Source organism: Rugosimonospora acidiphila, from assembly GCF_039543385.1.
GTDB lineage: Bacteria > Actinomycetota > Actinomycetes > Mycobacteriales > Micromonosporaceae > Rugosimonospora > Rugosimonospora acidiphila.
Window position 1 is genome coordinate 135,035 of record NZ_BAABJQ010000023.1, and the last position, 12,939, is coordinate 147,973.

12 protein-coding genes and 2 pseudogenes are annotated in these 12,939 nt (G+C 71.6%); all 14 read right to left on the minus strand.

The annotated features are described in order from the left end of the window. Window position 1: 1 nt before the first annotated feature. Entirely contained in the window at window positions 2–1,849 is a 1,848-nt protein-coding gene (locus tag ABEA87_RS30785; RefSeq protein ID WP_345635566.1) for an SCO2524 family protein, read from the minus strand. 26 nt (window positions 1,850–1,875) lie between these two features. Next, complete coding sequence (locus ABEA87_RS30790; RefSeq protein WP_345635568.1) at window positions 1,876–2,670, minus strand: SCO2525 family SAM-dependent methyltransferase; 795 nt, start codon at window positions 2,668–2,670, stop codon at window positions 1,876–1,878. Window positions 2,671–2,828: 158 nt separating this feature from the next. Next, window positions 2,829–4,154 carry an NAD(P)/FAD-dependent oxidoreductase gene (locus ABEA87_RS30795; protein WP_345635570.1) on the minus strand — a complete coding sequence of 442 codons (1,326 nt, stop codon included), beginning with the start codon at window positions 4,152–4,154 and terminating at the stop codon, window positions 2,829–2,831. Window positions 4,155–4,200: 46 nt separating this feature from the next. After that, on the minus strand, window positions 4,201–4,788 hold the full coding sequence (locus ABEA87_RS30800) for a hypothetical protein (RefSeq protein WP_345635572.1): 588 nt from the start codon (window positions 4,786–4,788) through the stop codon (window positions 4,201–4,203). Then, window positions 4,785–6,152: a DUF58 domain-containing protein gene (locus tag ABEA87_RS30805; RefSeq protein ID WP_425570985.1), complete on the minus strand. Its 1,368-nt coding sequence runs from the start codon at window positions 6,150–6,152 to the stop codon at window positions 4,785–4,787. Before ABEA87_RS30805 ends, ABEA87_RS30800 begins: the two co-directional genes overlap by 4 nt. A 140-nt stretch (window positions 6,153–6,292) precedes the next feature. Beyond that, window positions 6,293–7,300 (minus strand): annotated as a pseudogene (locus ABEA87_RS30810) (AAA family ATPase); the annotation flags it as partial. Next, on the minus strand, window positions 7,297–7,875 hold the full coding sequence (locus tag ABEA87_RS30815) for a hypothetical protein (RefSeq protein WP_345635574.1): 579 nt from the start codon (window positions 7,873–7,875) through the stop codon (window positions 7,297–7,299). The gene ABEA87_RS30815 and the pseudogene ABEA87_RS30810, both read right to left, overlap by 4 nt. A 96-nt stretch (window positions 7,876–7,971) precedes the next feature. Then, the gene (locus ABEA87_RS30820; RefSeq protein ID WP_345635575.1) at window positions 7,972–8,682 is read right to left on the minus strand and encodes a DUF4129 domain-containing protein; all 711 of its coding nucleotides are present in this window, start codon (window positions 8,680–8,682) and stop codon (window positions 7,972–7,974) included. A 76-nt stretch (window positions 8,683–8,758) separates the two neighbouring features. Further along, window positions 8,759–9,511 (minus strand): uracil-DNA glycosylase, encoded by a 753-nt coding sequence (locus ABEA87_RS30825; RefSeq protein WP_425570986.1) that lies wholly within the window; start codon window positions 9,509–9,511, stop codon window positions 8,759–8,761. Window positions 9,512–9,622: 111 nt separating this feature from the next. Next, window positions 9,623–10,306, minus strand: a complete 684-nt coding sequence (locus tag ABEA87_RS30830) for a dienelactone hydrolase family protein (protein ID WP_345635576.1) — start codon at window positions 10,304–10,306, stop codon at window positions 9,623–9,625. 178 nt (window positions 10,307–10,484) lie between these two features. Next, a complete protein-coding gene (locus ABEA87_RS30835) occupies window positions 10,485–11,402 on the minus strand; it encodes a Ppx/GppA phosphatase family protein (protein WP_345635577.1) in 918 nt (305 codons plus the stop codon). Between the two features lie 62 nt (window positions 11,403–11,464). Continuing rightward, a pseudogene (locus tag ABEA87_RS30840) lies at window positions 11,465–12,022 on the minus strand (amino-acid N-acetyltransferase); the annotation flags it as partial. Then, entirely contained in the window at window positions 12,019–12,513 is a 495-nt protein-coding gene (locus tag ABEA87_RS30845) for a DUF501 domain-containing protein (RefSeq protein ID WP_345635579.1), read from the minus strand. The gene ABEA87_RS30845 and the pseudogene ABEA87_RS30840, both read right to left, overlap by 4 nt. Beyond that, window positions 12,510–12,939, minus strand: a 430-nt coding sequence (locus ABEA87_RS30850; protein ID WP_345635580.1) for an FtsB family cell division protein, incomplete at its 5' end; no start/stop codon positions are given. The genes ABEA87_RS30845 and ABEA87_RS30850, both read right to left, overlap by 4 nt.

The following is a 12,939-nucleotide window of genomic DNA, read 5'->3' on the forward strand; positions in this document are numbered from 1 at the left end:
GCTAGCTCGCCCCGCTGACGTCTTCGCGCGCCGCCGCGAGGCTGTCCAGCGCGCTGAGCACCTCGCTGACGAGCACGCCGGCGCTGCCCGGCCGGTCGCGCTGGATCCGCCGGGCGCGCTCCAGCTTCTGCCGCAGAGCGCTGATCTCCGACCTGATCGCCGGGCCCGCCTCCGATGAACCGCCCAGCAGTTCCTGGTCGAAAAGGTGTTCGGCCTCGGCCAGCAGGTCGTCCGTGTACTCGGTGAGCCGCTGGCCGCGCACGGGCGGGTCGCCGACGACCTGGGCCGCGGTCACCAGGCAGTCGACCACACGCTTGGTGTAGCTCCACGACGGCGTCGACTCCAGCCGGGGCAGCTGCGGGTACTCGTTGGCAGGCTGGTCCCACAGGTCCCGGCCACGGCCGTCGCCCAGCCGCCGGTGCTCCAGGTGGGCCCACACCTCGTCGGCCAGGCCGAGTAGCTGCTGGCGCAGGCCGGGATCGCGCAGCAGGCCGGCGATGCGGATGGTCCGGCGCAGCAGCACCGGGGAGAAGTCCGTGAAGACCCACCGCAGCTTCGGCAGGTCGTCCTCCTCGCTGCCGCCCAGCGCGATGTCGAATCCGGGGTGGTGTGTGCTGACCACGGGGTCGTTGGGGAAGCTACGCCGGTTGATCCGGTTGCGCCCGGCCAACTCCGCCAGCACCCGGCCGACCCGGCTCAGCGCCTCGTCCGGCGCGCGACGGGTCACCAGGTCCTGTACCGAGATTGAGGTGACGAGCAGCGAGAAGTAGTCCGACTCGACGCCGTCGGTGGTGCGCCACGGCAGGTCCTCCAGCGGCCACCGTTCGTTGCCGAACCGGGCGATGGTCGACCAGTACTTCTGCGTCAGGTCCCAGCGCAGTTGCAGCGACTGGGCCAGCCGGAGCTGGTCCTCGTCGAGCAGGCCCAGCAGGCGGGTCCGCTCGGCGAACAGCGCCTCGATGGCCTCCAGTGCGACTACCGTGAAGTAGAGGTAGGGCGCGTTCTCCGCCACCCCGGCGCGCTGCGGCCCGAGGTTGTCGAACCCCACGACCTTCGGCGCTTCCTTGACGATCCCCCACGACCAGCCACACTCGAACAGCAGGTTGGGATTTTCCAGCCGGCCGCCGGTGCCCGCACCGGAACCGATGGTGACCTCGTCACGCAGGCCGGCGTGGACCTCGCGAAGTTCGTTGCGCAGCCCGTCGACGATCACGCGGCTCGGCTGCCCGGACTGGTTCACCGTCTCGACCAACGCGCGGCCGAAGGTCGACTCGGTCTCGAAGACGTTGACGGCGAAGCTGCGCAGCATGCCGATCATGGCTGCGGTCAGGCGCTTGCTGGACAGCCGCTCCAGCTCGTCGATCTCGTGGTGGAGGTCGGCCCGCTTCACCACGTTGCGGAACACCCGGGTGAAGCCGATGGTGGCCAGCGTCAGCGTCACCGAGATGGCGAACGAGTCCACCACGTCCAGGCTCCGCTGGCTCTCGGACATCTCGACCGACTGGTCGCTGGACCGGAAGTAGCTGCCCCCGGAGAAGATCGGCGTGCCATCCTCGGCGGAGTACCTGACCAGGTACTCGGTGAGGATCCGGACCAGCCGGCGCGGGATCTCGACATTGTCGCCGAGCGCGCTCAGCGCGTCGACCACGTCGTCGGCCATCTGGTCGGGATCGTCAATTCTGAAGGTGGGGATGCCCGCCGCGGGACTCATGATGCAGAGCAGGTGCTCGGCATCGCTGATCGAGTTCGAGCCGTCCCGGCCGAGCCAGGTCCACTGTCCATCGGCGATCGACGACCGGACCGTCGACCGCCAGATCTCGACGATCTGCTGTCGTGGCTGAACCTTCATGGGTGAACAGCCACCTCCAGAGAGCGCTAACTTCCGCTGGCGTACCCCGTGGCCAGGATCATCCCGTCGTACCCGTCTCGCAAGGGATTCTTCCCGCTCGGGATCATCGTGACAGTGACATCGTAGGCGACCGGCGCAAGACATTCATCAACCTGAGCCTCACCCACCGACACGGCGGGGAACTTCAGCCCGTTCACCCGATAGCCGGTGGAGTGACGCATGAACGCCGCGGCGAACGGGGCTCCCTGACGCAACGATCGGACGAAGGACTGGGTGGCCCGTTCGAACTCGTCGGGCCGGGCGGTGATGGATTCCGCGACGAAGAACATCGTGCCGATGTCCCAACGCCCGCGCGGCAGCGAGAAGATGCTGCCCTGTTGGACCCCGGCCCGCTCGGCCAGCAGCCGGCGCGCCTCGATGGGCTTGTAGCGGTCCGCCTGGGCGTTGATCAGGGCTCCCCAGAACGGGTCCCAGGTCGGCGCGTAGCCACGGATCTCCTCCCTGAGCCAGCCGACGTTGGAGCGCGCACGCTCGACCATGGCGATGCTCCGGCACGACGGCAGCATGGCGAGCGAGGGGTAGAGGTTGGTGCCACTGCCCACGTCGATGCCGCTGAGGCCGGGGCCCGAGGAGGCGAGGAAGGTCGCCATCCGTTCGATGATCTCGCGGTCATCGAACCGGAGAGTCTTGTAGTTGTGGGCGAGATACCAGGCCGAGTCGAAATCGTCCCACGGCTGCAGATCGTTGCTCTGGCTCGGCGTATTCATCGGCGTCGCCTTGAGCGTGGCAAGCGGACGTCGTCCGGCCCGGCGGTCCTGCACGGCATAGCGAATACCCCTCTCGGGTCGCGCCCCCACCGCATATATCGCGCGGACCGTCCCACCCCGACAACGGTGTAACGGTCCGCTCCCACCATACCGTCATCCTCATCGATCGGCGCCGACCGGCAACGGAAAGGCAGATCCACGACTCAAGCCGGTCAAAGCGCGACCGGTGGAGTAACCTCCGTGAAGCTCTCCCGAGGCGTGTGCAGTTCGCCCAGGGAAACCACCTCGCGGCGCAGGAAGAGCGCCAGCGACCAGTCGATCAGCACCCGGATCCGCCGGTTCCAGCTCGGAATCCGGCTCAGGTGATAGGTGCGGTGCATGAACCATGCCGGCAGGCCGCGCAGCTTGATGCCGTATACCTGGGCGACGCCCTTGTGCAGCCCCAGACTCGCCACCGAACCCGCGTACTTGTGCCGGTACGGCGTCGCCGCCCGGCCACGGATGGTCGCCACCAGGTTGTCGGCGAGCCGAGCCGCCTGCCGTACCGCGTGCTGCGCGCTCGGGCCGCACAGCACGCCCGGCTCCTTCGTCAGGTCCGGCACGGCCGCGCAGTCACCCGCCGACCAGGCCCCCTCGACCGGCCGCTCCTCCGGCCCCGTCACCTGAAGCGTGGCGAGGCAGGTGAGCCGCCCCTTCGCGTCGCGCGGCAGGTCCGTGCGGGCCAGGATCGGGTGTGCCTTCACGCCCGCCGTCCACACGATCGTGTCGGCCGCGAACGAGTCACCGTCGGACAGTTTGACCACACCGTCCACACAGGACTCGAGCCGGGTGCCGAGCCGGATGTCCAGATTCCGCTTCAGCAGCTGCTGCACCGTGTAGGCACCCATGTCCGGATCGACCTCGGGCAGGACCCGCTGAGTGGCCTCGACCAGCACCCAGTGCATCTGGTCGGGCCGCAGCTCCGGGTAGTAGCGCAGGGCGTCGCGCGCCATGTCCTCCATCTCGGCCAGCGCCTCGATGCCGGCGTACCCGCCGCCGATGAACACGAACGTCAGGGCCCGCGCCCGGGTCGCCGGGTCGGATGTGGTGGCCGCCACGTCGAGCTGGTCGAGCACCCGGTTACGCAGGTAGATGGCTTCGCCGAGGGTCTTGAAGCCGATGGCGTTCTCGCGCAGGCCGGCGATCGGCAGGGTACGCGAGACGCTGCCGGGCACCAGCACGATGTGGTCGTACTCGACCTCGCGCGGCGGCCCGACGATCGGTTGCACGGTCGCGGTGCGGCGGGCGTGCTCGACGCTGGTCACCTCACCGGCCAGGATGGTGCAGCGACGCAGTTCCCGGCGCAGCGGCACGACCGCGTGCCGGGGCGCGATGCTGCCCGCCGCCGCCTCTGGAAGGAACGGCTGGTAGGTCATGTGCGGCTGGGGGTCGACCACGATCACCTCGGCCTCACGCGCCTTGAGTTTCCGGGAGAGCCGAAGGGCCGCGTACAGCCCGACGTGCCCCGCCCCGACGACAAGAATTCGCTGAGGTTTCACGCCTCCATGCTATGCCGGACTTCGATTTATTCGGACCCGCCGATACCTAGCGACGGCGCACCAGAGTCGCCAGATAACCGGCCAGCGCGGCCATCAAGGCAAGCCCCGCAAGGGATGCGACGAGATACCGCTGCCCTGGTAGATACACGGGGATGAGCAGGGTGAACATGGCCACAACGGCGGTGAGCAGCACCACTATGCCCCATCGGACCAACCACCGGCTCAGCACGCCCGGCGAGATCACCGCGTCGTAGGGCAGCACGGCGGCCAGGGCCGCGAGGGTATGCAGCAGGTAGAGCAGCCCGGCGAGCACGACCAGGCGCCAGTACGTGATCGGCTCGCTGTACGCCGTGGTCCGGGCCAGCCAGCCGAGCACCGCCGCGAAGATCACCAATGTCACCATCCGGCTGCGCGGGGCGAACACCGGCAGGATCGGGACGACCACGAGCGCCAGCACCGCCCGGCCCGTGATCACCGGGTCGGGCCAGGCAACCACCTGGGCGAGCGCCCCGGCCATGAACACCCCGCCCCGTACCAGCACCGGTCCGGGGCCGGTGCGGCGCACGGCGGTCAGCCACTCCTCGGCCCGCGCCCGGACGCCGTCCTGGCGCCCCGGAGACCCTCCCCCGCTCATCGCGGGACCGCCCTGGCTCCGCCGGCCATCCGCGACACCCCGCGCAGCACCTCGTCCAGGCTGCCGGCGCCCGCCCAGGCCACCACCGGCACCCCGTGCTCACGCAGCTGGCCGATGGTGTTGTCCCGATCCAGCCGCCACAGCCGCCCGGCCAGGGTGGAGAACGCCTCCTGCGCGGGCATCGGAAGGTCCGGCGGCAGGGTGTCCACGGCGATCACGAACCGGCCGGCCCGGGCGAACCGGGCCACCATCGCGGCCGCACGGGTGTCCAGCAGCGGAGTCAACACCACCACCAGCGCGTTGGCCGAGACCGTGTGGAGGCCGAACGCGGCCGGGGACGGCTCGTACGCGCCGTGCCGGGCGCTGACGTCGAGCAGCCACTCCAGCACCGTCAGGTACTGCCGGCGCCCGCCTGCCGCGCGCAGCCGCCGGGCCCGGAACCCGTACTCGAGCAGTGCGACCCGGTCGCCCGCGTGCAGGTAGTGCTCGGCGACGGCGGCCGCCGCCCGTACCGTCGTGTCCAGCACCGATCGGGCGCCGTTGATGCCGCCGGAGTGGCCCGCCTCGAACAGCACATCCAACAGGAGCACCACCTCGGCGTCCCGGTCGGACAGCGTCGCGGCCACGTGCAGTTCCTGGGTCCGCAGCGACACCCGCCAGTCGATCCGGCGCAGCCGGTCGCCGGGGGCGAACATCCGAACCCCGGCCAGCTCGCCGCCCTCACCCGGGCGCCGGGAACGGTGCCCGCCGACCAGGCCGGCGGCCCTGGGCATCGCCTCGACCGCGTCGAACCCCTCGGTCAACGGAAACACCTTCAGCTCCCGGTGCCCGGCCACGGCCGCATCGCTGACCAGCAGCCCATCGGCGGCCACCGCCCAGGCTCGGGCCGGCCCCAGCGCCAGACGACCCCAGCGCAGGGCGTGCCCGGTCAGCTCGACGTCGGCGGTCTCGCCGCCGCCCACCGTCGTGATGTACGGCCGGTCGGCGTACGGCAGCCGGAGCCAGGGCGAGGCGGCGGTGCGGACCACCACCAGGTCGTAGCCGATCGAATCGGGGTTACCCACGCCGATCACGGCGTGCACCGGCCGCCCCTCGGACAACACCTCGGCGGTCACGTCGATGCGCAGCGCCGGCAGCGAGCCCGGACGCCGCCACACGCCCAGCGCCGCGCCGAGCGCGAATGGGGCGGCGAGGACAACCAGGTCGGTCCTTCGCAGCAGCACCGCGACGAACAGCAGCACGCCGACGACCAGCACGGCGCGGCCCAGCGCCCGGGTCGGCGACCAGTGGCGCGGCGACCCGGCCGCGCCCGCGCCGCCGGCGTCGTCGGTCGGGGCGGCGGCGTGGCCGTCCGGTACGGCCATGCGCAGCGGCCGGGGCGCGGACACGGTCAGCTCCGGGGCGGTGCGGTGTACCGGTACGGGTCGACCAACGCGTGCTCATCGGTGCGCTCCCCGATGCCGCCGCGCGGGTCGGGAACGTAACCGGCGTCGTCCTCGTACCGGCGCTCCGGCGAGCCGCCGGTGTAGCTCGGCAGGGCCGCGCTGGCCGGTGCGGGCGTCTTCGCCAGCACGTCCGTGATCACGGTCGCGGGCTGGACCTGGCGCAGCCACATCTCCGGCTTGAGCGTGATCCGGTGCGACAGCGCCGGGACGGCCACCTCCTTGACGTCCTCCGGCACCACGAAGTCCCGCCCGGCCAGTGCCGCCCGGGCCCGGGACAGCAGCATCAGCGCGAGCGAGCCGCGCGGCGAGGCGCCGGCCATCACCTGGCTGTGCTCGCGGGTCGCCGCGGTCAACTCGACCATGTACCGGCCGATCGAGTCCTCGACCACGACATCCTCCAGCGCCGCCTGCATGGCCAGCAGGGTGTCCGGGTCGACGACCGGTTCGAGGTGCGACTCCTCCTGCCGCCGCGCCATCCGGCGGCGCAGCACGTCCCACTCCTCCTCCCGGTCCGGGTACCCGAAGGAGACCCGGAGCAGGAACCGGTCGAGCTGCGCCTCGGGCAGCGGATAGGTGCCCTCGTACTCGATCGGGTTGGCGGTGGCCAGGACGTGGAAGGGCGCCTTCAGCCGGTACGTGGTGCCCTCCACCGAGACCTGCTTCTCCTGCATGGCCTCGAGCAGGGCCGCCTGGGTCTTCGGCGGCGTCCGGTTGATCTCGTCGGCCAGCAGGAGATTGGTGAAGACCGGTCCCGGTCGGAATGTGAAGTCGTGGCTGCGCTGGTCGTAGAGGAAGGATCCGGTCACGTCGGCCGGCAGCAGGTCCGGGGTGAACTGAAGGCGGCGGAAGTCGATGCCCAGCGCCTGGGCGAAGCACCGCGCGGTCAGCGTCTTGCCCAGCCCGGGCAGGTCTTCGAGCAGCACGTGGCCGCCGGCCAGGATGCCCGAGAGCACCAGTTCGAGGGCCGACCGCTTGCCGACCACCACGGTGCCCACGGCGTCCAGCACGGCCTGGCCGAGCTGCCCGACGTCGCGGACGGCCAGGTCGCTTGTCTGCTCGCCGCTCATATGGCCTCCATCTGACTGATCAATGCCGCCAACTCACGGGCCGACGGGTTCTGACTCACCGGAGTGGTCATGAATGTCCACAGTGATTCACCCAGCAGTTCCCGCGCCCGGGTGGGGTCGGACTGCCGGGACACGCCGTGGCGCAGCCGCAGCCGCTCGTCCACCAGCTGCACCAGCCGGGGCTGCATCATCCTGACAAACTGCACCGGGTCCCGCTGCAGCCTGACCCAGGACAGCAGAGTCTCCCACCGGTCGGTCACCACGCGCAGCCCGTCCTCGCCGGAAAGGTGATCAACTGGCGGCGGCGGCCGGCGCAGCAGGCTCTCCGGCACCCGGCCGGGTTCGATCCAGGCCAGGACGCGGCGCAGCAACTGCAGGGTGAGCAGGACCATGAAGATCAGCGGGTACGGTACCGCCAGCCCGGCCAGGCGCAGCAGCAGCCCGCCGCCGATCGCGCCGGCCACCGACAGCAGCACCGGCCGCACCAGCCACCGGTACCGGTACCGGCCCGGCCGCTGGCGATGCGAACCCGGCTCGTCCTCCTCGTACCTGAAAACGTCCTCAAGGAAGCTCATGCCGGATCCTCGCTTCGCTGCGGTCCGACATGAGGCACCAACGCGCCGCAACCCCGATTCACTCGCTGACGCTCGCTCATGCCGTGGCGGTTCCGTTCACTTGCTGCTGCCGATCACGGGCTCGTTGGCCAGTTCGGTGCGCAGCTGGCGCAGGGCGCTGCGGGCCCGGTCGCGCATGCCGGTATCCACCGGCTGCGTCGCGTACCGGGCGATCCGGTAGGTCTCCGCCAGCGGGTACAGCACGGTGGCGCTGACCTGGTGGGCGGCGAGCAGCCGCAGCACCAGGTCGGTCGGGCTGTCGCCCGCCTGCCGGGGAGTGCCGGCGGAGGCCGCCGCCTGTTCCAGCCGCACCCAGCAGGCGATCACCGCCCGGCGCGGGTCGCCATCCGTGTCGTCCAGGTCGGACAGGCCCGCGTCGACGGCGGCCAGCACCGTGTCCCGGGACGCGGCCGGGTTGGCCGGCTCCCGCTCCACCGGCAGGCGCCCGCGCCTGGTTGCGATCGAGTCCCGGACCATCATCCAGATGATCAACGCCACGACGCCCGCGACCAGGCAGGCGCACAGGGCCGAAACCAACGTGGTCACCCAGCCGGGCACCTGCATGGTGTGCTGCGCGACGGCGCCGGCCGTGGGCGCCGCGTTTCCGGTCGGCAGGGCGCCGTCGCTGGGCAGCGGCTGGGGAGAGTCCGCACCGTGCGGTACCGGCACCGAGGTGATCTGCGGCGTGGCCAGGGACGCGGCGATCGCCGCCGCGGCGAGCAGCGCGGCGACCGCCAGCAGCGGCACGAATCGCCGCAGCCGGGTCATCGTTCACCCATCCGGGCCGTCCGCGCGCCGCTCGGGTTGGACCGGAATCTGACGCTCATCCGCGGCTGTCCCCGTGTCAGTCGAGCCCGGCGATCTCCTTCGCGCGGGCGAATATCTCGTCCAGCATTGTAGGGGTCAATCGCCCGGTAAAGGTGTTCTGCTGACTCACGTGGTAGCTGCCCAAAAGGACCGGCACGTCCTCGGCGATCCACGCCAGGGCGCCGTGGCCGAAGGCCGGTCGCGGTACGGGTGGGCGCCGCCCGTACACCGAGGTGGGCACCGGCCACCAGGCGGCCCAGGCGAACGCGCCGAGCGCCACCACCACCCGCAGCGTCGGCCTGAGCAGCTCGACCTCCCGGCGCAGCCACGGGGCGCAGGCGTCGCGCTCTCCCGGGCTCGGCTTGTTCTCCGGCGGCGCGCAACGTACCGCCGCGAAGATCCTCGTGTGCCGCAGCTCCAGCCCGTCGTCCTCGGCGACGCTGGTCGGCTGGTTCGCCAGCCCCGCTCGGTGCAGGGCGGCGAAGAGCACGTCGCCGGAGCGGTCGCCGGTGAACACCCGGCCGGTCCGGTTTCCGCCGTGCGCCGCCGGGGCCAGGCCGAGCACGCCGATGCTGGCGCCGGCCGGCCCGAAGCCGGGCACGGGCCGGCCCCAATACTCCTGGTCGCGGAATGCCGCCCGCCGGGTCCGCGCGACCTCTTCGCGCCAGGTGACCAGGCGCGGGCAGGCCCGACAATGCCCGATCCGGGCGTCGAGGACCTCAAGATCGGCCGCCGACCGGGCCTGGGCGGCGACCTGGCCGGCGTCGTGAGCGGGCCCGGGCGTGGTCAGCCCGGCGACGCCGGCTCCGGCGTCGGCCTCCGTGGCGGGCCCGGGTCGCCGGCCGCCCTGCTGGCGAGTGGTCACCCGGCCCAGCTTACGGCGCCGGCGGGCGCCGGTCGGTCAGCCCAACCGGGTGCGCAGCAGCTCCAGCGTGCGCGCCCACGCACTGGCGGCGGCGTCCTGGTTGTAGACCTCCGGGCGGTCGTCGTTGAAGAACGCGTGGTGGGTGCCGGGGTAGTCGTACACGGTCACCTCGCCGCCGGCCTCCTCGATGGCCTGCACCGCGGTTTTGATGCCCGTCGATCCCGGGTTCGCCGCCTCGCCGTCGCAGTGGATGATCGCGTGCTTGCCCGCGTAATTGGACCACTGCGGGCTCATCCGCTCCCACGGTACGGCCGGGTAGAAGCCAGCCGTGGCAACGATTTTCTCGGACAGGGTCGCCGACCACAGGGCGAGGCTGCCACCCATGCAGAAGCCCACCGCACCGATCCCGCCGGTGACCGAGCCCGCACCGGCCAGGTATTCGGCCGCGCCGGCGATGTCCTCCGCCGCGCGGTCCATCGCCAGCCCCATGAGCAGCTTGCCCGCCTCGTCGGGCTCGCTGGTCTGCGTGCCCCGATAGAGATCGGGGGCGAGCGCGACGAAACCCTCCGCGGCGAACCGGTCGGCCAGCGCCGTGATGTGCGGCACGAGTCCCCACCACTCCTGGATGACGATCACGCCCGGACCGCTACCGGAGGCGGGAGTCGCCAGGTAGCCCTCGCTCGATCCGCCGTTGCTCGGGTAGATCACTTGCTCACCCATGGGGCCGGCCTCCTGTCGGGCAGTTATCGGCTGGTGGCGCTCAGGTTGCTGCGGGTAGCCAATCATGGGGCTAGCCGGAACGGAAGGCCAGCACAGCGTGGCAGATATCGCACGTAGCGCTGCACACAGACATAAGCCACGCGGACCGGGCGGTAGGCGCGAGGCGCGTGACTCTACGCTACGCCGCCTGCGACCACGCGATGCCGTCGAGGATGTCGTGCTCGCTGGCGACCAGCTCGGTGACGCCGGTGCGCCGCAGGATGGTACGCAGGATCAGGCCACCCGCCCCGATCACGTCCGCGCGGCCCGGGTGCATCACCGGTACCGCCAGCCGCCGGCTGTGCTCCATGGCCAGCAACTCCGCGGCGACCCGCTCGATGTCCACAGTGGACACGCGGGCGTGGTGGATGAGGTCCGGCCGGTACTCGGTGAGGCCCAGCGCGATGGCGGTGATCGTGGTCACCGTACCGGCGACCCCGACCAGGGTCACGCCCTCGGCGCCGCCGACCACGGCCAACGCCTTGTCGACGGCCGCCTCGATGTCGGCGGTGGCCGCCTCGATCTGCTCCGGCGCGGGCGGGTCGGCGGTCAGGTGCCGCTCGGTCATCCGCACGCACCCGATGTCCACGCTGATCGCGTTCTCGACGCCGGTGGCGCCGGAGACGAACTCGGTCGATCCGCCGCCGATGTCGACCACCAGGTACCGGCCCAGCGGCAGGCCCCGCACCGCGCCGGTGAACGACAGCTCCGCCTCCTGGCGGCCGGAGATCACCTCGGGTTCGGCGCCCAGCGTGGCGCGCACCATGCTCCGGAAATCCTCGGCGTTGGACGCGTCCCGGGTCGCCGAGGTGGCCACCATCCTGACCCGTTCGGCACCCAGCTCCCGGATCCGGGCGGCGTACCCGGCGAGCGCGACCCGGGTGCGCTCGATGGCCTCGGGTGCCAGCCGGCCGGTGCGGTCGACCCCCTGGCCGAGCCGGACGATTTCCATCCGCCGGTCGACGTCGGTGAGGTCACCCACGCCGTCCGGCGGCAGGTCGGCGACCAGCAGCCGGATCGAGTTCGTTCCACAGTCGATAGCGGCGACCCGACTCACGCTTGACGACCTTTCTGGCTCGGCCCGTCTGCGTCACGCGGCGACCCGGAATGGTCGTCCTCTAGACGCAGCAGCATCCTGCTGTTGCCCAACGTGTTGGGCTTCACCCGTTCCAGGCCGAGAAACTCAGCGACGCCCTCGTCGTACGAGCGCAGCAACTCCTCGTACACCTTGGACGGTACCGGTGCGCCGTCGATCTCGACGAACCCGAACGACGCGAAGAACCGGGTCTCGAAGGTCAGGCAGAACACCCGCGCCACGCCCAGCCTGCGCGCGGCGTCCAGCAACGCGGCGACGATCAGATGACCGATCCGGCGCCCCCGCCAGCCGGGATCCACCGCCACCGTGCGGACCTCCGCGAGGTCCTCCCACATCACATGCAGCGCACCGCAGCCGACCACCCGGTCGCCGTCCCGGGCCACCCAGAACTCCTGGACGTCCTCGTAGAGCGCGACGGTCGCCTTGGACAGCAGGCGGCGCTCGGCGGAGTACACGTCGATCAGGTGGCGGATCGCCCGCACGTCACCCGTGCGCGCCCGGCCGACGGTGATCTCGCCGGCGGCGGCTGCGGGGTCGGTGCCGTTCGGGGCGACCGGCACGGGTGCCGGCTCCGAGGTCATACGCACCGGCCGGCGGTCCACCACGGCTCGACCAGTTCGCGGACCTCGTCCCCGAACGGGTTCACGCCCGGCCCGACCGCCAGCGCGTGGCCCAGGTGGACGTGCAGGCACTTGACCCGGCCCGGCATGCCGCCCGCGGACACCCCTGCGATCTCCGGCACCTGCCCGATCTCTTCGCGCTGCGCCAGGTAGTCCTCGTGCGCGCCGCGGTACGCCTCGGCCAGCTCCGGGTCCGTCGACAGGCGCTCGGTCATCTCCTTCATCAGCCCGGCCGACTCCAGCCGGCTGCACGCCTGTACCGCGCGGGGGCAGGTCAGGTAATACAGCGTCGGGAACGGTGTGCCGTCGGCGAGCCGGGGGGTCGTCTGCACCACGTCGGGCAGGCCGCACGGGCAGCGGTGGGCCACCGCCCGGGTACCGCGCGGGGTGCGGCCGAGCTGCTCCTGTACCGCCTCGATGTCCCCGGGCTCCAGCGGCTGGGCCGGGCTCACGGTGCGGTCCTGGGCTTGTCGGCGGCCTGGACGCTGGACCACAGCTGGCTGTACCAGGGCCCGGTGTTCTTGGCCTTGCCGGCGTCGGGGTCGGTCGAGGTGGGCGTCGTCGAGCCGCTGCGCGACACGATGTAGACGGTGTCGCCCGGCATCGCCATCTGCAGCCGCTCGCGCGCCTGGGTCTGGATGTACGTGGGGTCCTTCCATTTCTGCGTGTCGTCGGTCAGCTCGTCGATGTGCCGCCGCTGGGCGGCCTGACTAGCCTCCAGGCTGGCGATCTGCGCCTGCTGGTTGAGGTAGATGCGCACCGGGTAGGCGTACGCGAGCAGCAGCGCGCCCAGCACCAGGACCAGCACGGTGGCCCGGCCGGTCAACCGGTGTGGCTGCGGCGCCCGGGTGCGCCGGGCGGCGCCGGCCGCGGCGGCG

Coding starts and splice junctions, on each gene's coding strand:
- ABEA87_RS30785 (WP_345635566.1), bottom strand. CDS start 1,849: ATGAAGGTTCAGCCACGACAGCAGATCGTCGAGATCTGGCGGTCGACG.
- ABEA87_RS30800 (WP_345635572.1), bottom strand. CDS start 4,788: ATGAGCGGGGGAGGGTCTCCGGGGCGCCAGGACGGCGTCCGGGCGCGG.
- ABEA87_RS30805 (WP_425570985.1), bottom strand. CDS start 6,152: ATGGCCGTACCGGACGGCCACGCCGCCGCCCCGACCGACGACGCCGGC.
- ABEA87_RS30815 (WP_345635574.1), bottom strand. CDS start 7,875: ATGAGCTTCCTTGAGGACGTTTTCAGGTACGAGGAGGACGAGCCGGGT.
- ABEA87_RS30820 (WP_345635575.1), bottom strand. CDS start 8,682: ATGACCCGGCTGCGGCGATTCGTGCCGCTGCTGGCGGTCGCCGCGCTG.
- ABEA87_RS30830 (WP_345635576.1), bottom strand. CDS start 10,306: ATGGGTGAGCAAGTGATCTACCCGAGCAACGGCGGATCGAGCGAGGGC.